The organism is Actinomyces slackii, assembly GCF_900637295.1.
Classification (GTDB): Bacteria; Actinomycetota; Actinomycetes; order Actinomycetales; family Actinomycetaceae; genus Actinomyces; species Actinomyces slackii.
In genome coordinates, this window is the sequence record NZ_LR134363.1 from 1,201,971 (window position 1) to 1,225,925 (window position 23,955).

The window sequence follows — 23,955 nt, forward strand, 5'->3', positions numbered from 1 at the left end:
CATTGAGACATTAGAAAGATCGCCGCCAGCAAGTCATAGCTGGCGGTCAGAAGGCACCACGCGCCATAAGGTGCATTGAGACCCTCGACCGTGGTCCTCGGGTTGTCTTCAAAGGGTCAGAAGGCACCACGCGCCATAAGGTGCATTGAGACGTTCACGTGAGGTTGAGGTGGTGCTGGGCGTGTCAGAAGACACCACGCGCCATAAGGTGCATTAAGACGCGGGCGTTGCGAACGCTTGCCCTAACATCAAGTCAGAAGGCACCACGCGCCATAAGGTGCATTAAGACGTGTGGACGAGGTTCCAGGACCACCCGTAGTACTCGTCAGAAGGCGCCGCGCGCCATAAGGTGCATTGAGACACGCCCATCCAAGGGAAGAAGTCCCAATCCGGTACGTCAGAAGGCACCACGCGCCATAAGGTGCATTGAGTAAGAAGGCGTCGTGTAGCAAATGGTGCAGTTTGGCTGTTTCGAACACGTTGTCAGGATGTCGGGGCGCCCAGCATTCATCCAAAGGTGCTTGCGATCGATTTGGATCAACCCATAAGAATTGCGCTCATTTAAGTTGACTCTTCACGATCAGACGTGTCGCATTCTCTCGGTCAAACGTGCTCTGACCTGCGCGTTTGTTGAGTAGCGGCATGGCTTTCCTCAAAAGGTATCGCCGCTCGTCCACTTGTGCTAGGTTGCCGTCGTTCCAGACGCCAAAGAAGGTAACCATGTACCTCGTCATGCTCGAGACCGGCGGCAATCAGCGCTACGTCTTCTCCTCGCCGCGCCAGCGCGAGAACATCGGCGGCTCCTTCCTGCTGACGATGCTCGCCCCATGGACGCACGAGATCGCCGCAGCCCTGAACATCACCACCACCCGCGTCTCAGACTCCTCCGGCAAAACCATCCTCACCGTCCCCGATCAGGACTCCGCCACCAGGCTCATTGGCGCCACCACCCGTCGAGTCCACGCCATCGCCCCGGGCATGGATGTCACCGGCGTCTTCATGCCACTCGCGGACCCCAGCAACGGCACCCACATCAACGTCACCGAATCCGACCTCAGGCGCATCCACTCCCTCGCCAGCCGCTACGCCCTGAGCCGGCCCCCCGCGGAGGCCAGATTCCCCCAAATCCCCTTCCTGCAGCGCGCCGAGAACTCAAACCTGCCCGCCGCACCAAGGCGCACACTCCTGGGTACCCGCCCGCCCGGCGCAACCGCCCACTCCCTACCCAGTCAAGTCAAACGCGCCTGCGCCATCCAGGCCCGCAACCACCTCGTCAAAAAAGCCTCCGAATTCACGCCCCTCGCACAGCTCATCGGTCATGATGACGCCCTCCTCATGGACAGCCTCAAGGCACTCGAGGACGCCTTCGACTCCGACCCCGAGAACACCGAGGAGCCCGAACCCACGGACAGCTCACGCGCCGAGAGCGCCCCGCGGGCACGATCCGCGCAACCGATCGAGCTCTCCCGCATCGCCGTCATCCACATCGACGGCAACGGCGTGGGCGCCATCATGCGCGCACTCAACGACAGCAAGAGCCGCGTCAGCTCCGACGTCTTCCACCGCGAGGTCGGATGCCCACCGGACCACGCCGAATCCCTGCGCCGCTTCCTCCTTGAGATCAACAAGCGCTTCGACGACTCCGTCACCCACGCCTTCTTCACGGCATGGGAGAAGGTCGCCCGCCTATGGCAGGCCGACCACCGCGGAACCGCCACCGAGCGAATCATCCCCGTCGTGCCCATTCTCATGGGCGGGGACGACCTCACCGTTCTCACCGAGGGCCACTACGCCCTCCCCTTCATGGAGGCCTACCTGCGCGCCTACGAGGAGGCCACCGCCGACGACGCCCTCCTGCGATACCTCGGCCCCGCCTCCCTCAGAGCATCCCAGAGCACAGGTTCCATGACCGCGGCCGCCGGAGCGGCGATCGTCCCGCGCAACTTCCCCTTCCACCTGGCCTACACCCTGGCCGAGGCACTCGTCTCCGAGGCCAAGAGAACCGGCAAGGAAGAAGGCAGGGAGTGCTCCACACTCACCTACCACGCGCTCATCGACTCAACGATCGTCGACGCCGGCGAGCTCCTCGCCAGTTACAGGAGCTTCACCGCCAGGCCCTACCGGCTGCACGCGCCCGCCGAGCAGCACCCCACCGCAGACCCGACCACAGGCTCGACCACCGACTCACTCCAAGGCGCCGCCTGGCAGGCCATGCTCCACCGCGCCTGCCACGCCCGGGGCATGACCCCGAGCGGCACCGCCTTCCCCAGAACCCGCGCCGCCCGCATCCGCTCGCTGCTGTCCAAGCGCTCAGCGCTGGACCAGGACAGTGAGCAGCACCAAAAGCTGACAGGCACGATCGACGCCGAATGGGCGGACGCCCGCCGCGTCCTGGGAGACACCCTCATCGACGGCATCGACGACCCCCGATACCTCCCCGACCTGCTCGAACTCTCCGACCTCCTGCCCACCTCCTACCTGGAGGAGGCCCTGGCCGGCTCTCCTGCGTCCCTCGCGTCCCCCGCATCCTCCGCCGGCGCGACGCCCGCAGCCACCACCACCGAGGAGGAGACGGCGTGAACCCCGCACCCCTCACCCTGCGCCTGACCCTGGACTCCGACTGGGGCGCAGCCACAGGCACCGGCATCGCCGGAGGCCTCGACGACGTCATCGAGAAAGAGCCAGGCGACTCCGGACTGCCCCTCCTGCGCGCCACCATCCTCACCGGCATCCTGCGCGAGCAGGCGGCCAACGCCGCCCGCGCCCTGGACGGCCCTGACCGCCACGCCTGGCAGAGCCTGGCCCAGACCCTCTTCGGAACCAGTGAGCACCCGCGCCTCATCAGCCTCTCCGACGCGCCCATCACCGTATCCACCCGTGAAGGAGGCGACCACCGGCCCACGCACACCGTCATCGGAGTGTCCATCGACGAGGCGACCGGCACCGCCAAGGAGGACTTCCTGCGCCTTGTCGAGCGGGCGGGCAAGGGCAGCGGGGAGGCCACCATCACCTTCCTCACCGAGGGCCTGGATCGCAGCCCGATCACCTGGGACAGCCAGCAGCGCGAGGACGCCCGCCTCCTACTGGCCCTGGCCGCCCAGCTGATCACCGCCGTCGGCTCGGACCGGACCAGCGGCGACGGGGCCTGCCGCGCCCTCATCGTCGATGACGGCACACCCTTGGACCGCGACTGGTGCGCCTCACACGTGAAGAGGCTGCTCGACGACGGCGTCGCCAGGGACCCGCAGGCCCCCAGCCCGACCAGGGGGCAGCCCGTCGTGCTGAGCGCCGCCCGGCAGGCCGGCCCATCCGCCTGCGAGACGACGGCGACCGCCACGCTCACCATCCGCCTGGACACGCCCCTGGTGTCCTATGAGGTCCCCTACTCCAATGAGGTGCGCTCATTGGACTTCCTGCGCGGGACCGTCCTGCTTCCCTGGGTCCACTCCCGCCTGCGCCACGCCTTCCCCAGCAGCGACCTCGTGCGCGACGCCGTCGTCACAGGAATGCTGCGAGTCAGCGACGCCACCCCGGTGGTCGGCGGGGTGCGGGGCCTGCCCGTCCCACTCGTCCTCTCCCGGGACAAGCGGTCAGGAGACAGCGCGGCGCAGCTCGAGCTGTGGAACCGGCTTCACAGCCAGGAGCCAACCGGCGTGCACGTCCCCATGCGCTCGGGCTACATCTTCGACCGCATCGAGGGCGACGCCGAGGTCGCCCTGGGCGCCCCGGCTCTCGTGGGCCGGCAGTCCACAGCCATCCAGGCCAGCACCGGGGCCGCCGCCACGGGCCAGCTCTTCATGGTCCGCGCCCTTCCGGCCGGCGTCGTCCTCCAGGCCGAGGTGAGCCTGTCCGCCGCGCTGCACGAGATCGTCGACGACCAGCTCAGCGCACTCCTCAGCCGGCCCGCACGGCTTGGATCGCGCCGGCTCTCCGGCACCTACGGGACAGCCACCTGCTCACTGGGCCCCGTACTGGAGGCCACCGCCCCGGCCCCCAGCGGGAGTGCGCCCGAGGACTTCACCATCTGGTGCCTCTCCGATGTGATCCTGCGGTCGCCCCGCCTGGGCACCGCCGGAGGCGTGGGTCCCCTGCTGGACGCACTGGGCGGAGGCCTCCCACTCACCCTCGTCCCCGATCCCGACGCCGAGGGGACGGACCCGCGCTACGCCGTCGGCCTGCGGCACCGGCGCGTGGACGGCTGGTCGGCCGCGAGCCAGCAGCCGCGAGCCAGCCGCATCGCCATCCAGGCGGGCACCACCCTGCGCATCGCCGCCCAGGACGCCGCCCGCAACGAGGAGCTGGCCCAGCGCCTGTCGCGACTTCAGCGCCAGGGCATCGGGCACCTGCGCGAGCAGGGCTACGGCAGGATCGCCGTCGGCCACCACCTGCTCGCGGATGACGGGGCGGGGGCGAGGATCCGGGCCCGCAGACTCAGGCAGTGCGACTTCACCGGCGAGGGGAGCAGATCATGAGCATTACCCGATACCAGCTCGACCTGGTCCTGCGCACCGACTCGCCCCTGCACAGCGGCGGAGCCGAGCACGACGTCGATCGCAGTGCGGCCGCGCGAAGTCAGGAGCAGCGGGAAACCGCGCCCAGACAATTCGCGCGCGACGCGGTGGGCGACCGCGTGCTCAGCGGGCGCAGCGTCAAGGGTGCGCTGCGAGCCGCCTGGATGGAGGCCTACGGCCATGAGCTCGCTCGCCAGGACCGGGACCACCCGCTGCTGGCGCTCTGGGGAGACCAGGACCGCGCGGCCGCCCTGACCGTCCACGCCATCGACCTCAGCGGAGTCGAGGCGACGTACCGCACGGGAATCGCCGTCGACCGCTACTGGGGCAGCGCGGGGGACACCGCGCTGTTCGAGCACGAGATCATCCCGGCAGGGGTCACGCTGAACCTGCGCCTGACCGCCCAGGTCGGCAGCATCCAGGACGACGGCGATCCCACCGCCGTGGAGACCCTCCTGGGGCAGGTGGTGGGCCTCCTGGCCGCCGGGCGCGTCAGCCTGGGAGGCCGCCAGAACGCCGGCTGGGGACGGGTCACGCTCAATGAGGCGCCAGGACCTCAGATTCCGGTGCGTCGCGATGCCCTGGCCGATCCCCGGGGACTGCTCGCCTTCCTCGCAAACCATCAGCAGCAGCACTCGATCCCCGTGCAGGAGGTGCGGCCCGCGCGCGGGCTGACCGTCGTGATCGGCTGGAGGAGCCCCACCGGCATTCTCATCGCCGAGCCGCGCGATGAGGAGGAGGTCAATGGTGGCAATGGTGAGGAGCCGGTCCCCACACGCCCCCTGCGTCAGCGCTCCATGAAGGGCAGGGCCTCGGATGAGGCCGGCGCCCTGGTGCTGCCCGGATCGAGCGTGCGCGGGGCACTGCGCAGCCGTGCCAGTCGGATCGCCCGCACCATCCTCCTGACCGGGGAGCAGGCCGATCGACAGGACCGGGACTGGTCGGGGACAGGGGTTCACCAGCAGCTCGCCGAGGACCCGCGCCTGGTGCGCGAGCTATTCGGCTCCACCGAGCGTCGCGGCGCAGTCCGGGTGATGGAGACCCCGGACAGCCAGAGGCGGGCGGAGACGCTCACCCAGCGCACGCACAACGCCGGGGATCGCTGGACGGGAGGAGTCAAGGATGGGGGCCTGTACTGCGAGCTCATCCCCGATGTCGACTGGAACGACCTCGTCCTGGAGGTCGACCTGCAGCGGGTGGCGCGCAGCGCCGTCAACAGCGCCGAGGCCCTCAACCGGCAGCGGGCGGCCCTGTGCCTGCTGGGCCTGGTCATCGCCGAGCTCGCCACCGGAACGCTGACCCTGGGAAGCCGCGGCACACGGGGCCTGGGCGCCGTCGAGGTCACCGCGGTGAGCATCGACGGCGATGACGCCCTTCTCGACGGCGCTTGGCGCATCACGGCCGACACCCCAGGGGCCGAGGGCAGCAGGCGGATCGCCGAGGAGCTGCTCACCCGCCTGCGAGGGCTCAATGAGGCCATCGCAGCCGATGGGGGAGGCGCATGGACCGACTACCTCGATGACGCCCCCGGGCGCACGACGACGCAGACCGCCCAGGAAGGTGCAGCGCGATGAACGCCGAGAATGCACAGCCCTTGACGCCCCAGGATGTTGCCAGCGCCCTGAGCAGGGACCTGCCGGAGCTGAGCGAGGGAATCTGGAGCGAGACGCCCGCCGCCACGGTCCCCACCGCCACCGTGGGCGACGTCCTCGCCCTCCTGGACGGCGAGGAGCGCGAAGGCCCGTGGGTAGGCCTGGCCGAGACCACCACGGGCTCCCGTGCCCTGCGTCGCGCCACGGCCGAGGCTCTGACCGACACCGCCGGCGAATCTGTTCCACTCGACACCGTGTACGAACTGCGGCTCTGGCGGCCCCTGGGCCATGCCGAAGGCGGCCTGCTCGCCCATGAGCTGCGCTGGATCAACGGCGCGGGCAGCGCCGAGATCCGCGTCGAGACCGCCCCAGCAGGGCAGGGGTTCAGCGGTGCCGTGGGCGAGCCGTGCTGGTGGCGCCACAACGCCTACCTCCAGCACCACAGTGCCGAGCGCACGGGATCAGCGCCAACGATGACCAGCCTGGAGGTCTTCACCCAGGAGAGCGAATACGGCAGCACAGTATTCGCCGACGAGCTTCTCACCGGAAAGTGGGGTTGAGATGGCACTGTTCCACTCCGCGGTCAACCGCATCCCTGTTTTGCGTGACTGCGCCGCAAATCACGCAGAAGAAGGGGAGCTCCCACGGGAGATCTTCACCGACCATGCGGCTGAGGGGCACGACCATCTGCACGCCGAGCGGTGGTCGGGCTCCATCGATCTGCGCCTGACCGCGATGACCCCCATCGTCTTCGGGGAGCAAGAGCGATCGGAGACCGGGCAGGAGGCGGCGATCGTGGGCCTCCCGCGGGATGGTGATGGGCGTGTCATCGTCCCTCCCACCATGATCAAGGGCATGCTCTCGCGCGCCTACGAGACTCTCACCGCGTCACGGTTCCGCGTCTTCGAGGAGCGGACAGAGCGGCTGACCTACCGCCCCGACACTCCCCGAGCCTCTGGCCGTCGGGAGTACAGCGCTTCCCCGCATGACCTGGCCCGTAGCCAGAAGGTGCTGCCCCTGGGCGACCGGGAGCAGGCCAGCCCGGCGGACCGCCTCTTCGGCTACGTGGTGCCACAAGCAGAGGAGGACGCCAAAGGCGGGGATGTGGCCCTGCGAGGAAGGATCGCCGTTAGCGCGGTCGACACCGAGGATGTCGTGGTGAGGGAGAAACCTCGTCTTCTTTCGCCTCTGCTGAGTCCCAGACCGACGTCTGCTCGCCGCTTTCTCACCGATGTCAAGGGGAGGACTCTGACCAGGCGCGGTGGAGGGCCACTGCCCCGGGCCGATTACTATGCGGAGGGCCAGCAACTCGGGAGCGCGGCGTATCCGGTTGAGCGCAAGTACCTCGGCACCACTGGATTCCCCCACAAGGCGACCAAAGTTCACCAAGATTCCGGGATGGAGGCACCAGGGCCTTCGGTCCGGCTGCGCGTCGTCTCCTGGATCGCCACCGGGAGCGTCATGAGATGCGCGCTCCGCTTCTCCGACCTGTCCGCCTCCGAGCTGGCGGCACTCCTGTGGATCCTCACGCCCGAGAACCTTGTCCCGGTCCAGCACCGCCAGTCCGACGAGGCTGGGTTCCTGCGCATGGGCCTGGGTAAGCCCCTCGGCCTCGGAGTGGTCAAGGTGGAGATCCCCGACGGAGGCGTGCGGGCGGTCCGCGGAGACGACCTCGCCCAGAGCTACCGGGAGCTCAATGCGTGCCTCGGCCTGGAGAGCGCTCCAGCATCGCTTCCGACTCTGCCCTCTCATGTTTTGAGCCTCCTGGACAGGCTTCCGTGGGTCAAGGCCATGCAGCGGGCGGCCTACGGCTATACCGACGGCGTCGATGTCCGCTATATGTCGTTGGAGGAGAACAAGCGGAACAACCTGACCGAGGAGGGGCTGCCCAGGGAGGGGGGCGGTGTCTCACCACGGGACTTGGTCGATGACCCGCGCCCCATCGATACGGATCTGCTGCCATCGAAGCAGAGGAGAAACCATGCTGCTCGTGCACATCGCGGGGCTCGCTGATCTCGGCATCCCTGGACGGCAGGAGGGGGCGGAGCGCGCCTCGATCGAGCGCTGCCGAGAGCTGGCGGACTGCCAGGAGCCAAATGAGGCACGACGTCGAATCATCGATCTGGACTATGACGCCCCTGCGCCAGGAGAGCCCTCAGGCGGGATGCGCAGCCCACTCGACCAGGAGATCGCCGCGCTCGTGAATCGCGGCGCCCAGGCCCAGGCCGCTCACACCGGTGCGGCGACAGCGCCAGCAGAGCCCCTGGAGATCATCATCGTCGGAGTCAAAGGAGATCGGACTCCCACCGAGCAGTTGGCGCAGGCGCTGACCACGGCCCTGAGAATCGCGGTCAAGGACGGTGGGCTCCTTGCCGGCCGCCCGGTGCGAATCCACGACGCCTGCCTTCTGCCAGGACTCGAGGAGGCTTCCAGCCTGGAGGAGCTGGAGTCCGTGGTGGGGTCCCACCACGGGCATGTGCTGCTCCCGCTGGGCGGGGGAGCGATGGCCGTCGTCCTGGCCGCCGCAGCGGTCACCACCGCAACCCACCCCGACAACTGGTCGCTCATCCTCCTCGACCGGCAGGCACGGTCGGGGGCCGAGGAGCGGTGGGACCCGCCCGTGCTTGACATGTCAGTACCGGCAGACCCACTGAGAGGATGGCTTCTCGGGCTCGGGCTGCCCACGGTCCTCGACAGCCTCCAGGGCACCGGAGCCCCGAAGCCCACTGACGACCACGATTCCGATGTCCGCTCCGCGGCCGATTCCATCCGCCGTGCCCTCGGGGGAGGCGGGTCAGAGCTGGAAGCCACCTCTGATGACATCGCTGCCCTGCTGATCACCGATGTTGCGCGTGGCGACCTCGCAGCAGGCATGGCCCTGCGGGCCTGGATGACCGCCGTCTATCTCGAACTCCATAAGGCCACCGAAGGGCACACGGATCAGAGTAAGAACGGCAGTAGAAGTCCCGGGCAGACTCTCGGCCGCATCCAGCGTCTTGAGCGCTCGCTGCAGGAGCCTGACAAATGGATGCTCGCCCGTCAGCACCTGGTCGAGCTCGGGAACAACGCCACCCATGACGCCGATTCCCCCACCAGGGATGACCGCGCCCTTCCCCTGGTGGCAGAGGTGCGTCGCGAGCTCGGGGACAGGATCCCGGATTGGCTGAACTGGCCGGGGTCGGAGATCTGCCTGCTCCTCGCGCAGGGCAAGGAGCGCGCCGGCGAGGGCCATCCTCGCCGCCCACTGGTGGTCAATCTGCTCTCCCGGCCTCCCGCCCGTGAGCTGCGGGACTCCTGCGCCGTGCCAGGCCCCCTGGCGCTCAAGGCGCTCATCGCGCACTCTACGCAAACGCATCAGGCGGCTCAGAAGGTGCAGGAGACCGTGAAGAGGACTCGTGAGGATCGTCCCTCCCGGTCCGCCGTCGACCAGGGCTGGGGGCATGCCGAGGTCTCACTGCGCGAATACGCCTCGATGACCGCCCCCGAGCTCTCCTCGGCCCAGATCGATGAGGCGATGACGGGCCTGCGCCATCAGGCGCGAACCTGGCTCAGCCAGCAGAGCCCCCGGCCCCGCGCCGTTGTCGTCGCCACCACCGGTGAGAAAGCCGCAGCCATCGCCCTGCTCCAAGCCGCCCAGGCCTTCGGAGCCGACCACGGAGTCCCCGTCCTCCTCATGTCCTCGATCACCAAGGGCCAGGGCCGGGAGCAGTTCCAATTCCACCAGTTCGGCCTCGACAGGGACGTTCGCGCGGCCCTGCTCAAGGCGGCCATGCACTGCCTGGACAGATTCGACCTGCTCACCGCCCAGCGCCTCCTGGCACTGGGAGACTCCGACATGAAGCGGTTCGCCGCCTGCAGCGGCATCCTGGCCGAGGAGCTTCTTGCCGCCGTGCGCTCCAGTCCGCAAACGCGAGACGCTCACGCCCCCACCGTTCTGGCCGTGCTGGGAGCCATCGCCGGCCTCATCGACTCCGGCGAGCTGCAGGACGACGCGCAGATCCGGCTCGCCACCATCGCCGGCGAACTCCTCCACATCCCTCCGAAGCCCGAGCGGACCCCCGTCATCCTGGCGATGAGCGACTACGGCGACATTCCCCAGGGCGTGAATCTGCGCGAGGCCCCGGCCGGCGCACTGCTGCGCCTGCTCTACAGGATTCGCAACAAGACCCCCATCAACCACGGCTCCCAGGGCCTGGAGGAGGCCACCGCCCACGAGCTGGGACCCCAGGGGCGGCGGGCCCATCCTGAGCTCACCTATCCGCAGCTCCTGCGCCAGGCGGTTCGCGCCGTCCGCCGCGACCACCCCTGGACCGGCAGCTCCGACTGGGACGAGCGCATGACGCGGGTTCGCCACGGCATCCACGCGCTGCTCGCCCACCACTGCGGAAGCGGGAACCGCGACCAGGAGCCGACCGCGGCACTCCTGCCAGGAGATGCTCTAGGCGAGCCCCAGACCCTCATCAACCTCACCCCCCATGAGGTCGTGCTGGACTGCGGCGTCGGCGAGCCACTGCGCCTACCCAGCGCCGGCCAGTCGCCCAGGCTCCTACTCGACCAGGGCCAGCAGGGGATCCTCGCCGTCCGGGACCCCCAAGACGACGAGCGCGCCCGGGAGGTCCCCCTCTCCATCGGCCGCCGGGTCCAGGGCATTGACCCGCCCCTGCCCGATCCCAGGCCGGGCACGCTCTACATCACCGGCCGGGTCGTGGCCGAGCACCACCCCCAGCGCTCCGACCTGGTATGGCCCGCCGACCTCATCCGTGACAGCACCGGCCAGGTGACGGCCGCGCGGGGCCTGGCCACGCTCGCGCCTGGGCGAGGACTCATCGCACGAGTCGGGAGGAGCGGGCCATGACTGACGGGCAGTCCACGCAGCCCGCGCACGCGCAGGGCACCGGGTTCATCCACCTGAACGACCCCCAGGAGATGCGGCTCATCACCCTGTGGAAGGCAGAGGCCGCCGATGGCTGGGAGACCACCTTCAAGAATTGGAACGATGGCGCCCTCAATCTTCGCGCCCGCGACAGGGCAGGCAGGAGGAGGAACGCGAGCAGCTTCTGGCGCGCCGGATACGTCCACCCGGAGGTGGCCGCCAGGCTCCTGGACCCGGGCAACCGGCGATCCAAGCCCCTGGACAGTCTGGCCGACTACGCGAAGCCCACCGACCCCACCGCACCGCACCGCGCCCAACCCGACCTGCGGATCGGCGCACTGGAGGTGCTGCGGGTCTCCGAGCAGCGCAGCGGATCCTGCACAGTCATCCTCGCCGTGCACGCCGTCGTCCCCCAGGCCGACTACGAGCGCTGCTTCAACACCACGATGCGGCTCGGCGCCCTGCCCCACCTGGGCGGGTTCCTCACCGAGCTCCTCGCCTCCCCGGAGGTCTGCGGTGAGCACCCCCTCACGCTGGCCTCCGACCACCAGGAGCGCGAAGGCTGGTTCGCCCCTCCGCTACTGACACTGACCTGGGTCCCCTGGAGGCTGAGCGCCGCCTGGTCGCCCGGGCCCGGCTCGAAGCCCCGGACCCCAGGAGCAGGCCAGGGCGCCTGGGTGTCCGAGGAAGTCCAGAGCCTCCTGCGCGCCGACGCCGAGCTGGGCGCAGCCGCCAGCAGCAGGCTGGGCGCGCCGCAGCTCGCGGTCTCCGGCTGGCAGTGGAGTGACTTCCCCACCCCCGGCGGCGTCGAGCTCAGCGAGGAGAACTACCAGGCCCACCTGAAGCGCACCCACCTGCTCTCCCAGAGCTGGGCGGTCGCCGTCGGAAGAACCGGGACGGCCTACCTGGCCCGGCAGAGCACGGACCCCTTCCTGTGCGAGGGGATGCTGCGCGCCTGCTCCACCGACCTCGACATCCACCTCCTGGTGGCCCTGGACCGCCTGAGAGTGCGCTCCCTGTCCCAGCAGCTGGCCGACACTGCCGAGCGGCTGCGGGACCACCTGCACCAGGGAGCCTGCCCCGCCCACCAGCAGGAGCGCCTCGATCAGCTCATCGACAACGCCATCGCCCTGGACAGCGAGGCCGTCGCCTTCCTGGCCTCCGAATGGTGGACGAACATCGCCGAGCACCACCGCGTGGACCAGCTCCTCGCCTGGATGCAGGAGGCGGCGGGACTGGACGACGCCGTCGCCCAGATCGTCCAGCAGGCCCGCCTCCTGCGCGAGACCGTGCAGACCCTCATCGAGCGCGAGGAGCGTCGGGTTGACGCCGAGAGGAACGCCATCGAGCGCAGGCGCCAGGAGCTCGAGCGCGAGCGACAGGCCGCCGAGGCGCGCCAGCAGCAGACCTTGGAATGGGCGGTCGGCGTCCTGGCCTTCATCGGCGTCCCGCTGACCGTCCTGCTGGAGATATGGATCAACTGGGACCCCGGCGCCCGCATGGTGGAGCGCGCGGATGGTGGTGGTTGGCATCCCTGCCCGTGGTCCTCCTCCTCGCAGTGCTCATCGGCATCCTCATCGCCAGGGTGCTCCACGTCAGCCTCAAGCCGCCCGACCGCCAGGACCCGAGCACCACCGACGATCCCCGAGCCCGCCGGTCCCTCTGAGCCGCGCGGCCCGCCTGGCCGCACTACAAGGCCTCCACATCCAGTGCGCCCATGCCGAAGGCCGCATGAGAGCCGGCGTTGGTGAACCGGGCCAGGGACATGAGGCTGGAGAAGACGCGGGTGGCGGGCGCCCCCGGGGTCCCGCTGATCCGCATCTCGCCCTCCCGCGCGGTGATCCTGCGGGAGGATAGCCGGCCCCGCCCATCGCTGCGCGGCATGCCCAGGCTCACGCTCACCGGATGAGTGCGGTCCTGGGTCGCCAGCATCCGCTCCAGGGCGTCGCGGCCGGGCAGCTCGGGCGCCGTGGCGGGGGACCACTGCCGCCACCGGGTGTGCAGGCTCGTCGCCAAGGAGGCGGGGGGAACCGTGTCGAGATGCCTGCCCCGAGAGGTGATGACCGTGGGGGAGAGCAGGCGCACCAGCCAGGTCGAGGCGCTGTCGTCGGCTGCCATCTCCTCCCAGGAGGCCTGCTCCAGGATCTGGGCCTCCACGGGGACAAGAGGCGCCTGGCGGCCACTGCCGTCCCCGATCGGCAGCACCCCGCCCCAGGCCAGCCACGCGTCCAGAGTGTCCAGGAGCCGGTCGTCCAGGAAGCGCAGCTCCATGCCGAATGCGCCCGGGCCCGCGGACAACTGCCCCAGGCAGTAGGGCTTGGTGCCCGCCAGGTCATGGGGCGGGCGGGCAGCCAGGGCGGGCCGTGCGGCGGCGCGCTCGCGGGAGACTCCCTCGGGCAGGTCGAAGACCCGTCCCCAGGCCGCATGAAGCCGGCGGGGCGTGGCCGCCACCGGCGCGGCCGCATCGAAGCTGACCAGTGCAGTACTGGGCATCAGTGCACCTCCACCGATGAGACCGCTGCCGCGCCGGATCTCGCGCCAGTGCCACCCACTCTGCCACTTCGATGCTCCGATGAGGGCGGTTTCGGGCACCCGCGGCCTGAGCGCGGTTGTCCACGGTGAACAACTTTAACCGCCTCCGCTTGCTGGTCTGCGGCCGGAAAAGTGCCCTGACCTGCGCGTTCGCGATTACGGCAGGTGGCGGTGAGCCTTAAAGTTGTTCACCGTGGACAACATGCCGAGGGGAGGCGGCGGCGCTTCGCGTCACCGACGAGGGTTCGCGGCGCCGTTAGCGCCTCGTTCGGTCTCCGGGTCCGCTGCCCCTGGGCCAGAAGGCCGGCGGTGATCCCGCGCCGCTCCCATGCCGGCGCCATGGTGCCCCTCGCCACCCCGACGCTTCGATAGGGGGCGGGTCCGGGTCCCGGTATTCCCGTCCAGGATTCCCCCGGTGCTGCCCACGCCTGGCGCGAACATGGGCCGAGGCGATGGGGAGAATCCGCCCGCCATCGGCTAACGTCTAGGGTGCACACGCGCGAAGGGATCCACCGCTGATGAGTGACACGGGCCAGAAGCCTGGCCGTAAGCGCCCGAACAAGCCGGGCAACATGAATAAGAAGGACGCCAGGAGCGGGCGTGACAAGAAGCGCCGCGGCGCGCTGGGCAACCCGTTCCTGTGGGCGGCCCCCATCGTCCTGGTCATGCTGCTCATCTGGGCGTTCACCTCAGCCCTGAGCGGCTACCAGGCCATCGACACCTCCGACGGCATCGCCCTGCTCAAGGACAAGCCGGACACCGTCGAGTCGGTGACGGTGATCGATGGCACTCAGCGCGTCGAGCTCGACCTGACCGAGTCCTACGTGCAGAAGCCCAAGAAGGAGGGCGAGTCGGAGGAGGACATGGGCAAGCGCGTCCAGTTCACCTTCACCGACGCCCAGGCCGAGCAGGTCGACAACCTGGTCCAGGGGGCCGCCCCCAAGGCCGGCTTCAACTCGGTGGTGCCCACCACCTCCTGGTGGTCCTCGCTGCTCCAGCTCTTCCTGCCGCTGGCCATCTTCCTGGTCATCATGTGGTGGATGTTCTCGCGCATGAGCGGGGGGCGCGGTGGCGCCATGGGCTTTGGCAAGTCCAAGGCCAAGATCGGCTCCAAGGAGATGCCGGACGTCACCTTCGATGACGTCGCCGGTGAGGATGAGGCTGTCGAGGAGCTCGAGGAGATCCGCGAGTTCCTCTCCGAGCCGGAGAAGTTCCGCGCCGTGGGCGCCAAGATCCCCAAGGGCGTGCTGCTCTACGGTCCGCCCGGAACCGGCAAGACCCTCCTGGCCAAGGCCGTGGCCGGGGAGGCCGGGGTGCCCTTCTTCTCCATGGCGGCCTCGGAGTTCGTCGAGATGTTCGTGGGTGTGGGCGCCTCGCGCGTGCGCGACCTGTTCGACCAGGCCAAGGAGAACGCGCCGGCGATCATCTTCGTCGATGAGATCGACGCCGTGGGCCGTCACCGCGGCTCGGGCACCGGCGGCGGGCACGACGAGCGCGAGCAGACCCTCAACCAGCTGCTGGTGGAGATGGACGGCTTCGACGCCAACACCAATGTCATCCTCATCGCCGCCACCAACCGCCCCGATGTGCTGGACCCGGCGCTGCTGCGGCCCGGCCGCTTCGACCGCCAGGTCTCCGTGGAGGCCCCGGACATGGCGGGGCGCGCCGCCATCCTCAAGGTCCACGCCAAGGGCAAGCCCTTGACCCGCGACGTCGACCTCGACCTGGTGGCCAAGCGCACCCCCGGGTTCACCGGTGCGGACCTGGCCAATGTCCTCAACGAGGCGGCCCTGCTCACGGCCCGCTCCAACGCCCAGCTCATCGACAACCGCGCCCTGGATGAGGCCATCGACCGTGTCATCGCCGGCCCTCAGAAGCGCACCCGGGTCATGAACGACCACGAGAAGCGGGTCACCGCCTACCACGAGGCCGGCCACGCCCTGTGTGCCGCCGCGGGGCGGTACTCCGACCCCGTCACCAAGGTCACCATCCTGCCGCGCGGTCGGGCCCTGGGCTACACCCAGGTCATGCCCGCCGATGACAAGTACTCCGTGACCCGCAACGAGCTGCTCGACCAGCTCGTCTACGCCATGGGCGGGCGGGCCGCCGAGGAGATCATCTTCCGCGACCCCACCACCGGCGCCTCCAACGACATCGAGAAGGCCACCTCCACGGCCCGCAAGATGGTCACGGACTACGGCATGACCGCCGCCGTGGGCGCCGTCAAGCTCGGCACCACCGAGAACGAGACGGTCCTGGGGCTGTCCGCCACCAGCCGGGACTTCTCCGAGGAGGTGGCCGCCACGGTCGACGCCGAGGTGCGGGCGCTGCTGGACGCCGCCCACCGCGAGGCCTGGGAGATCCTCACCCGCAACCGCGCCGTCCTGGACCGCCTGGCCGACCAGCTCCTGGATCGGGAGACGCTCCTGGAGAAGGACCTGGAGGAGATCTTCGCCCCCGTGGTCAAGCAGGCCGAGCGGCCCCTGTGGCGCTCCGACGACTCCCTCATCGCGGATCCCGCCCCGCTTCCGGGCGGAGCCGAGCAGGCTGCGGATGCGCAGCCGGACGACGCTGCTGCGGGCGGCCAGGACGCTGAGCCCGACCAGGGCGGCTGGAGCGCCGAGAGCCCTGAGAGTGCCGGGGGCGCTGAGGGCGACCTCGGGTCCGGGTCGTGAGCTATGACGCGCAGGGCGTGCGCCAGGCGGTGCGCGACCTGCTCGTGGCCATCGGCGAGGACCCCGACCGTGACGGCTTGCGCGAGACCCCTGATCGGATGGCGCGCGCCTATGCGGAGATGTTCGCCGGGCTCGAGGAGGATCCGGCCGAGCACCTGGAGCGGGTCTTCGACGTCGGGCATGAGGAGATGATCCTGGTGCGCGACATCCCCCTGTACTCGGTGTGCGAGCACCACCTCCTGCCCTTCCACGGCCAGGCGCATGTGGCCTACATCCCGGGGGAGGGCGGGCGCGTGACCGGCCTGTCCAAGCTGGCGCGGCTGGTGGAGGGGTACGCCCGTCGCCCCCAGGTCCAGGAGCGCCTGACCGCCCAGATCGCCGACGCCATGGTGGAGCGACTGGGCTGCCGGGGCGTGCTGACGGTGGTCGAGGCCGAGCACCTGTGCATGTCCATGCGGGGCGTGCGCAAGCCCGGCTCCAACACGGTGACCTCCGCGGTGCGCGGCCAACTGCGCAACGCGGCCACCCGGGCTGAGGCCATGAGCCTCATCCAGGGCGGCCGGTCCTGAGGTCCGCGGGGCCGCGAGGGGCCCCGCATGCGAGCGCCTCAGGTTGCGTCGTCGTCCTGGATCGGGACGCTGAAGACGACGGACCAGCGCTCGGCCGTTTTGCTCACGGTGAAGGTGCCGCCCAGTGTCTCGATCCGGCGCCGTGCCCCCTCCAGGCCGATCTTGGAGGACAGAGCCGTACTGGGCGGGGTATCAGGGCCGATGGCGTTGACGCACATGCACTCCACGGTGCGGTCATCGGTCTCGATGAGGAGGGAGACCTTGGTCGATGGGGGTGCATACTTCGAGGCGTTGGTGATGAGCTCCCCGATGACCCGCACCAACTGCTGATGCACGCCCGGGGTGATGCTCTGATGATCGAGTAGTTCCAGGCCCTCGACCAGCAGGACCGTGTCGCGCTGGGCAAGCGAGGCGCGGACGCGCTCGATGGTCTCTGACAGGGGTGGCGGGGGAGAGGAGGCGAGAAGGAGGAGGGCGTCGTCTCCCTTGGCGGCGCTCATCGCCTTGAGGCTGTTCCGCAGTTGCTTGATGGCGCTGCGGACCGGGGCGGTCACCGCGGCGAGCTCGCGGTGGAGGAGCTCGTCATCAGGATGAGTCAGGCGGGCCTGCTCGGCGAGCATGACCGCATGGCTCAGGTCGCGGACCACGGTGTCGTGGAGCTCTGAGATCACCAGGCGCCGTTGCCGCTCCAGCCTCTCCTGGCGCTCCAGCTCGGTCCGGGCGGTCGCTTGGCGATGCAGTCGAACCATCTCGCCAGCGGTTAGACAGGGGGTTGCGATGATGGCGGTCGCCAGGGTGCCGAAGAACGGCCCATCGGGGGTCTGGGAGGCGTAGATGATGAGCGCGAGGGCGTGCGCCGCGGCGGCGGGGTAGATCGTGCGGCGTGGATGTCCCCTGGACAGGAGCATTGCACAGATGAACCAGGGGATCGCGATGGCGAACAGGGCGATCGGTTCCGCTCCGGCCAGACCGATCCAAGCGAGGACAAGGCTGGCGAAGAGACCAATGCGGGGGCGCAGGGAGGACAAGGGGAGGCAGATCGCGAGGAGCGCCGTGATCGCTAGTCCCCATGGCTGACGGGAACCGCCCACGAGGGGGGAGGCGATGAACAGGAAGAGGGCGATACCCGCATGCATCATGTGCGCGTGCCGTGGGGGCCACCAGACGACGGAGGCCCGGTTGCTGGAGTTGTGGGGATGCACGGTGGCGCCTCCCGTGTCGAGGGCTTGATGGTTATCATTATTCCATGCATAGTGAACCCCTCCCCTCCAGTGCGGCAAAAAATAGTGATGAGAAATGTCGAGTGATAGTCGTCGACGATGACCCGATGGTGCTGCGGGCCCTGAGGACCTATCTCAGCGGGGTTAATACCCTTACTTCACTTTATTTAATTCTCATAAAGTTTGGGCGCAGTAGGAGGGGTCGCGGTCGAGCTGCGGCGGTGGAGCGGCCAGCGCCTACACCACCGGTACGGATAGGACGACGGTGAAGCGATCCGGGGTGCGGGACACATTCAGAGTTCCGCCCAGGGCCTCCACGCGGCGCCGCACTCCCACGAGTCCCAATCCGGACGAGGCCACCGGATCCGCCTCCGTCCCGGCGTCGACCGTGTTGGAGCTCATCGCCTCCAGGCTCATCCCATCGTGCTCCACGACGAGTCGCGCAGGCCCGGGCGCCGCGTGCTTGGCCATGTTGGTTGTCAGCTCGCCCAGCATGCGCACCAACTGCTGGCGCAGCCCAGGGCCGATCCTCGCGCTCTCCAGCGCCTCAAGCCCTGCCGTCTCCAGGCTGATCCCGCGGGCCGCGAGGGTGCGGCGCGTCTCGTCGACCACCTCTGTCAAGGACCTCGGCGCGGAGGATGCCAGCACGTCGAGGGGCACCTGATCCGCCATGTCGTTCATCGACCGCAGGCTGGAGCGCAGCTGATCGACGGCGGTGCGCACCGAGGAGGTCATCGCCCCGAGCTCGCCGACCAGTGGCGCGTCGGGCTGGGCCAGGCGCGCTTGCTCGGCCCTCATCACCGCCTGAGTCAGATCGCGCACGACGGTGTCATGCAGCTCGGAGACGATGAGCAGGCGCTGGTTCCGCATATCCGCCTCATGGCGCCGGGCCGCGGCCTCGGCCTCCATGCGTGGCTGGCGCATGAGCTCGGCAACGATCAGGCAGATCGTCCCCACCAGCATGGTGTAGGTGAAATCTGTCGCAAGCGCGGAGTTGGAAACCACATTCGAGTGGTGGCCGATGACCGACCCGCCAAGAGAGATCAGGACAAGACCGTAGGCGCTGAGCCTGCTGAAGCCGCGGGTCAGGAGGACCGATGCGCACAGCCACGGCCCAATAGCGGGCAGGGAAGGGCCCGCAGGGGCAGCATCGCCGAGTGCAAGGAGGAACGCGTACAGCGTGCCGAGGCACAGGCCACTGCTGATGAGCGGTGCCACTGAAAGCACTGCGACGCCCAGGCCGCTGATGAGCAGGGTCACCATGTAGAACGCATCGGTCCGCCGATCCGGGACCAGCGCCGCCACAGCGGCGAGCGTGAGCAGCGTCGCGCAGGCCAGACACAGCAGGTGCGTGCGGAGCCTGGGTGTCCACACAGTCAGACGCGTGGGGGCGAGGAGGCCTGTCACGAGACCGGGAAGCCTTGCCGCTCGTGCCATACGGAGCCCCCTCTCGATGCCGCTCACCTGTCTTCCAGGGAGTTTCTTCACCTGCAAGCCATTAGCATCCTGCCATGACCATCCGTGCTCCGGAGACAGCCTCACACTCCTCGATGGTTCGCGTTGCCCTCGTTGACGATGACCCCTTCGTCCTGACCGCGCTGCGCACCTACCTCGACTCCTCGGATCGCATCGAGGTCCTCTCAACCTTCTCCAACGGTGCGGACGCGCTTGCCTTCCTGCGACGAGTCCGGGCGGACGTCCTGCTCACCGATGTGCGGATGCCCAGGATGGACGGCCTGGAGCTGCTGAGCCGGGTGCGCCAGGACCACCCCGGCGTCGCCGTGGTGGTCCTGACCTCCTTCGATGACGACCAGGCCATGCTCGCGGCCCTGTCCGCCAGCGCGAACGGCTTCCTCCTCAAGGACAGCACCCCGGAGGAGATCATCCGGGCCGTTCTCGCCGCCGCCGACGGCGGCACCACGATATCCCCGACCACCGCCTCCCGCCTTGTCGCCCACCATATCCGCCCTGCCCCGCCGCCCCTGCCCCAGGTCACAGCCGCCGAGCAGGCTGTGCTTGACCTGCTGTGCGAGGGGTACTCCAACGCGGAGATCGCCGCCCGCCTGGTGGTCTCCGAGGCAACGGTCAAGACGCATGTCTCCCACCTCATGAAGAAGTTCTCTGTATCGTCCCGGCTCAAACTCGTCGTCGCCGTCCATCACGCCCAGGACGCCGCTCGCTGAGCGCGCCGCGCTGCTGCCCACCTGCGGGCATCGGGCCAGCGACGCCGCGCCCGGCCCCGGTTTCCTCAGTCCTCCGCAAGCGCCATCACCGGCGGGATGGCACTCGCCCGCCCGGCTGGCCGCAGGGAGGCCGCCATAGCCACAAGCAGGGTGACGATGACAATCCCGGCGAGTGCCGCGGCAGGGATGTCCAGGGTGACCCCGCCGTCCTTCAGCGCCGCTACGGTCCCGGCGGCGCCCAGACCGGCTCCCGCGGCCACTCCCAGGACTCCTCCGGTGATGGCCAGCAGGACTCCTTCGGAGACGATGAGGCGCCTGATCTCGGATCGGCTGGAGCCGGTGGCCCGCAGCACGCCGATCTCGCGCGTGCGCTCCAGGACCGAGATGTCGGTGGTGTTGGCCAGCCCGGACAGGGAGATGATGAAGGCCGCCCCGATGACGAGGCACACGATGAGCATGACGCGGTTGATATTCGCCTCGACCTGGGCGCGCGCCGTCGCGCTCCCCACGACCATGAGGTCCTGCCCTTGGGTCGCCTCCCGGACGGCCTTCTCCGTGGCGGCCGAGGAGTCCTCGCCGGCACGGATCCACATCATGGAGTCCGTGGGGGCTCCCCCTGTCAGGCGCTGCGCGGTGGCGGGGGTGATCGCCGCTCCCCAGCCCTCGAGCCGGCGTGCCGTCAGCGTGGTCTGGCCGCCGGGCCCCGTGAGGATGACCTGCGCGCCGTCGGGGATGTCATAGATGCTGCCCACGATGATCGTGTCATCGGAGAGCTCCTCCAGCCCCTGGGTGGTGCGCACGACGGTGGCGGCCTGCGCCGTATCGATGGCGATGACGTTGATCGGCGCCTGCTCGCCTCCCACGGTCCTGGTCAGGTCCATCGAGGGGACGTAGATGGACTTCTCCACCCCGCTGATCGATGTCATGGTTGAGGAGAGGGCCTCAGTGTCGGTCTGCGGCGTGACGCCATGGACCTGGATGTCGACGGGAGAGCCCTTGTGGACCATGTCGTCAAAGGACACCCTCAGGGAGAACAGCCCGACGAACAGCGCAGAGCCCACCAGGACGCAGACGAACAGCGTGGCCGCCGTCGCTGCGGAGCGACCGGAGTTGCCGGCCAGGTTGCGAGCGGCCAGGTGGAGGATCGGGAACCGCCCCGGTGCGCCGATCCTCCCGATGAGGCTGACGATCGCCACCGTGAGCAGGGGCAGCATCGCCAGGAGACCTGCCACAGCCACCAGGCTCCCGGCAGCAGCCAGGTAGAGCTGGCCTCCCATGCTGCCCAGTGCGGCCAGCGCCCCTCCGATGAGGGCCAGGGCCGCACCGAGGATCGCGGCCCACCGCTGCCGGCGCCCCGCCTGCCTGACGTCCGCGGTCTGGCCCGTCAGCGCCACCAGTGGCGAGATGCGAGTGGCCCGGCGAGCGGGGCGCAGCACCGCGACGAGCGCGACCAGGGAGCCCAGGGCGATGGTCAGTGCGACGGAGACCGGGGAGATGGTCAGGTGCTCGCCGGCCAGATCGGCGAAGGTCCCCGATCGCACCAGGGCCGCAGCGCTGCCGACTCCCACGGCCGCTCCGATGAAGGAGCCGATCACTCCCGTGATGAGGCCCGTGCGCAGGATGGCGAGCATCACCTGCCGCCGGCTGCTGCCGATGCAGCGCAAGAGCCCGATGGTGCGGGTCTGGCGGGCCACGAGCGTGGTGAAGGTGGTGGCGATGACGATCATGGCCACGACCGCGCACACCGGGGCCAGCAGGTTGAGGATGGTCGCGATGGTCGCGCCCCCCTGCTCGCTGCTCGTGCGCTGGATGATCTCGTCCTCCGCGGTCTGCACGGAGGCCGAGGGCTGAACCGCGTTGACCGCCTCGGCGACCTTGTCGCGCAGATCTGCGGGGCTGGTGGCCGGCGAGCCGGTCACGTACAGGTAGTGGTAGTCGACATCGGCCCCCAGTTCCACGATCTGGTCGGCGGTGGCGTAGATGGTGCCGATCCCCGCGCGATGGGAGTCCGCCCCCGGGGAGATGATGCCGACCACTGAGGAGGCGCGCCGTGCGCTCTCATCGGGGGTCGTGGTGCGGATCGTGTCGCCCACGCCCAGACCCTGCTGCTCGGCCAGGTCGGTGCTGATGGCGATCTCCCCGGCCGCCTGGGGCAGACGGCCACTGGTCAGCCTGGTGTGCTCGGTCAGGGCGGGCACGTCCTGAACCGCGATGGTGCTGCCGATGGAGTTCGCCAGCTGCGGCGGCAGGTCGAGCTTGAGGGCGGTCCAGTGCGCGCCGCGCACGGACTCGACGCCGTCGAGCTCGGAGATCCGGGACACGAGGGCCTCATCCAGGCCGCCCTCGGTGCTGCTGGCCAGGCGCCCGTCGGTGACGACGACGGAGGCGCCGCCCACGGACAGGCGGGCGTCCTGCTGCACCTGGGTGCGGAAGGAGTCGGAGATGATGAAGGCGAAGGCGATGAGGGCCGCGCTCATGGCGACTGCGACCAGTGCGGCGATGGTGCGCCGCAGATCGAGGATCGTGGGCATCAGCGGGCCCCCATTCCTGTGGCGCGCGCCGGGCCGAACCCGTGGGGCTGGGCGGGGGCAGCGGCGTGGCGGGCGATATACCCGGGGCGACCGGGGGCGCTGGGCTGGCGGGCGGCCCCGAGCCCGGCTGGCGGGCCGGCCGGCCGGGCGGCCAGCGGGCTCGACGGTGGGGCGGCCGGCGGGCTCGACGGTGGGGCGGCCGGCGGGCTCGACGGTGGGGCGGCCGGCGGGCTCGACGGCAAGCCTGCCGTCGCCCCGGGGGCGGTGCCCGGGGCTGGCGCTGCCGGCGCTGCTGGCGCTGCTGGCGCTGCCGGCGCTGCGGGAGCGGCCGGAGCAGCCACGTGGCTGTGCTGGTTGCGCTGGCCAGCGGTCGGTGCAACGCGGGCGCCGAGGCGCGAGACCGGGGAGTCGCCCACGATGCGGCCATCGCGCAGCCGGATGATCCGCTTGGTGGTGGCCGCGGCGTCCTCGTCGTGGGTCACCATGACGATGGTCTGCCCCAGGGTCTCGCACATGCGGACCAGGGTCTCCAGAAGGTTGGCGGCCGAGGCGGTGTCCAGCGCGCCGGTGGGCTCATCGGCGAAGATGACGTCGGGGCGGCTGACCAGGGCGCGGGCGACCGCGACGCGCTGCTGCTGGCCGCCGGAGAGCTCGGTGGGCCGATGAGTCAGGCGGTCGCCGATGCCCAGCGTGGTCACCACGGCGTCATACCAGTCCTTGTCCGGCGTGCGATGGGCCAGGCGCATGGGCAGGAGGATGTTCTCCTGGGCGGTCAGCGTGGGCAGCAGGTTGAAGGACTGGAAGATGAAGCCGAGCTTGTCGCGGCGCACCTTCGTGAGCTGGCGGTCATTCATGCCGGCCAGGTCCTCGCCGGTGATGAGGACCTGGCCAGAGGTAGGGGAGTCGAGGCCGGCCAGGCAGTGCAGGAGGGTGGACTTCCCCGAGCCCGAGGGGCCCATGATGGCGGCGAACTCGCCCTGGCCGATGGCCAGGGTGACGTCATCAAGGGCGACGACCCGTGCGTCTGCCTGGCCGTAGACCTTCGTCACTCCCCGGGCCTCGACAACGGCCTGCGTGGGATGAATGCGGGGTTCCATGGTTCAGCCTTTCTGCTGTGCGCCAGTGATTCGAGCCTGTGACTGCGACCTGCTCATCAGGCTAGGAGCGCCCGGCGCGCCGGGGAATGCGGCGAAGGGCTGGGATCGCGGGCCATCTGCGACCAAAGGATGATGTGGGACGGATTCTGTCCATGATGAACAACTTTCAAAG

General features: G+C 69.5%; 14 protein-coding genes, 1 pseudogene and 1 CRISPR repeat array (1 of these 16 cut by a window edge). Of the genes and pseudogenes, 10 read left to right on the forward strand and 5 right to left on the reverse strand.

Annotation, left to right across the window (positions count from 1 at the left end):
* A CRISPR array of direct repeats spans positions 1–433; the repeat unit is 38 nt; unit sequence GGTCAGAAGGCACCACGCGCCATAAGGTGCATTGAGAC; it begins 29 nt to the left of the window's first position.
* Positions 434–720: 287 nt separating this feature from the next.
* From EL266_RS04930 to EL266_RS04960, 7 genes are read left to right on the forward strand one after another with little or no spacing between them, the layout of a single operon-like run.
* A complete protein-coding gene (locus EL266_RS04930; protein WP_051281500.1) occupies positions 721–2,580 on the forward strand; it encodes a hypothetical protein in 1,860 nt (619 codons plus the stop codon).
* Positions 2,577–4,472: a hypothetical protein gene (locus EL266_RS04935; protein ID WP_051281501.1), complete on the forward strand. Its 1,896-nt coding sequence runs from the start codon at positions 2,577–2,579 to the stop codon at positions 4,470–4,472. The genes EL266_RS04930 and EL266_RS04935 overlap by 4 nt, the downstream gene beginning before the upstream one ends.
* Positions 4,469–6,085: an RAMP superfamily CRISPR-associated protein gene (locus tag EL266_RS04940; RefSeq protein ID WP_051281502.1), complete on the forward strand. Its 1,617-nt coding sequence runs from the start codon at positions 4,469–4,471 to the stop codon at positions 6,083–6,085. The genes EL266_RS04935 and EL266_RS04940 overlap by 4 nt, the downstream gene beginning before the upstream one ends.
* A complete protein-coding gene (locus EL266_RS04945; RefSeq protein WP_051281503.1) occupies positions 6,082–6,663 on the forward strand; it encodes a hypothetical protein in 582 nt (193 codons plus the stop codon). Before EL266_RS04940 ends, EL266_RS04945 begins: the two co-directional genes overlap by 4 nt.
* Position 6,664: 1 nt before the next feature.
* Positions 6,665–8,116 (forward strand): hypothetical protein, encoded by a 1,452-nt coding sequence (locus EL266_RS04950; protein ID WP_026428186.1) that lies wholly within the window; start codon positions 6,665–6,667, stop codon positions 8,114–8,116.
* Positions 8,085–10,958 (forward strand): hypothetical protein, encoded by a 2,874-nt coding sequence (locus EL266_RS13505; RefSeq protein WP_197719274.1) that lies wholly within the window; start codon positions 8,085–8,087, stop codon positions 10,956–10,958. Before EL266_RS04950 ends, EL266_RS13505 begins: the two co-directional genes overlap by 32 nt.
* Entirely contained in the window at positions 10,955–12,727 is a 1,773-nt protein-coding gene (locus EL266_RS04960; RefSeq protein ID WP_026428187.1) for a hypothetical protein, read from the forward strand. Before EL266_RS13505 ends, EL266_RS04960 begins: the two co-directional genes overlap by 4 nt.
* Here EL266_RS04960 and cas6 read toward each other — a convergent pair.
* The gene (gene cas6 / locus EL266_RS04965; protein WP_026428188.1) at positions 12,666–13,469 is read right to left on the reverse strand and encodes a CRISPR system precrRNA processing endoribonuclease RAMP protein Cas6; all 804 of its coding nucleotides are present in this window, start codon (positions 13,467–13,469) and stop codon (positions 12,666–12,668) included. The two genes, EL266_RS04960 and cas6, sit on opposite strands and share 62 nt — an antisense overlap.
* Before the next feature lie 557 nt (positions 13,470–14,026).
* Between cas6 and ftsH the strand changes: the two genes are divergently transcribed.
* Both ftsH and folE read left to right on the forward strand, forming a co-directional pair.
* Entirely contained in the window at positions 14,027–16,183 is a 2,157-nt protein-coding gene (gene ftsH / locus EL266_RS04970; RefSeq protein ID WP_084501220.1) for an ATP-dependent zinc metalloprotease FtsH, read from the forward strand.
* Positions 16,180–16,752, forward strand: coding sequence for a GTP cyclohydrolase I FolE (gene folE, locus EL266_RS04975; protein ID WP_026428189.1), 573 nt, complete (start codon positions 16,180–16,182; stop codon positions 16,750–16,752). The genes ftsH and folE overlap by 4 nt, the downstream gene beginning before the upstream one ends.
* A gap of 38 nt (positions 16,753–16,790) precedes the next feature.
* On the opposite strand, the gene EL266_RS04980 is transcribed toward folE, so the two are convergent.
* Positions 16,791–17,660 (reverse strand): sensor histidine kinase, encoded by an 870-nt coding sequence (locus tag EL266_RS04980; protein ID WP_232012119.1) that lies wholly within the window; start codon positions 17,658–17,660, stop codon positions 16,791–16,793.
* 549 nt (positions 17,661–18,209) lie between these two features.
* Positions 18,210–19,379 carry a sensor histidine kinase gene (locus EL266_RS04985; RefSeq protein ID WP_026428191.1) on the reverse strand — a complete coding sequence of 390 codons (1,170 nt, stop codon included), beginning with the start codon at positions 19,377–19,379 and terminating at the stop codon, positions 18,210–18,212.
* A 104-nt stretch (positions 19,380–19,483) separates the two neighbouring features.
* On the opposite strand from EL266_RS04985, the gene EL266_RS04990 reads away from it, so the two are divergent.
* Positions 19,484–20,155 (forward strand): response regulator, encoded by a 672-nt coding sequence (locus EL266_RS04990; protein WP_026428192.1) that lies wholly within the window; start codon positions 19,484–19,486, stop codon positions 20,153–20,155.
* Positions 20,156–20,220: 65 nt separating this feature from the next.
* Here the strand turns inward: EL266_RS04990 and EL266_RS04995 are convergent, their stop codons facing one another.
* Both EL266_RS04995 and EL266_RS13975 read right to left on the reverse strand, forming a co-directional pair.
* A complete protein-coding gene (locus EL266_RS04995; protein ID WP_026428193.1) occupies positions 20,221–22,686 on the reverse strand; it encodes an FtsX-like permease family protein in 2,466 nt (821 codons plus the stop codon).
* Positions 22,687–23,093: 407 nt separating this feature from the next.
* Positions 23,094–23,783, reverse strand: a pseudogene (locus tag EL266_RS13975) (ABC transporter ATP-binding protein); the annotation flags it as partial.
* Positions 23,784–23,955: the final 172 nt, after the last annotated feature.

Bases quoted from the DNA above. Each gene is read 5' to 3' on its own strand.
- EL266_RS04930 (WP_051281500.1), top strand. From the start codon at position 721: ATGTACCTCGTCATGCTCGAGACCGGCGGCAATCAGCGCTACGTCTTC.
- EL266_RS04940 (WP_051281502.1), top strand. From the start codon at position 4,469: ATGAGCATTACCCGATACCAGCTCGACCTGGTCCTGCGCACCGACTCG.
- EL266_RS04945 (WP_051281503.1), top strand. From the start codon at position 6,082: ATGAACGCCGAGAATGCACAGCCCTTGACGCCCCAGGATGTTGCCAGC.
- EL266_RS04950 (WP_026428186.1), top strand. From the start codon at position 6,665: ATGGCACTGTTCCACTCCGCGGTCAACCGCATCCCTGTTTTGCGTGAC.
- EL266_RS13505 (WP_197719274.1), top strand. From the start codon at position 8,085: ATGCTGCTCGTGCACATCGCGGGGCTCGCTGATCTCGGCATCCCTGGA.
- EL266_RS04960 (WP_026428187.1), top strand. From the start codon at position 10,955: ATGACTGACGGGCAGTCCACGCAGCCCGCGCACGCGCAGGGCACCGGG.
- cas6 (WP_026428188.1), bottom strand. From the start codon at position 13,469: ATGCCCAGTACTGCACTGGTCAGCTTCGATGCGGCCGCGCCGGTGGCG.
- ftsH (WP_084501220.1), top strand. From the start codon at position 14,027: ATGAGTGACACGGGCCAGAAGCCTGGCCGTAAGCGCCCGAACAAGCCG.
- EL266_RS04980 (WP_232012119.1), bottom strand. From the start codon at position 17,660: ATGCTCCTGTCCAGGGGACATCCACGCCGCACGATCTACCCCGCCGCC.
- EL266_RS04990 (WP_026428192.1), top strand. From the start codon at position 19,484: ATGACCATCCGTGCTCCGGAGACAGCCTCACACTCCTCGATGGTTCGC.
- EL266_RS04995 (WP_026428193.1), bottom strand. From the start codon at position 22,686: ATGCCCACGATCCTCGATCTGCGGCGCACCATCGCCGCACTGGTCGCA.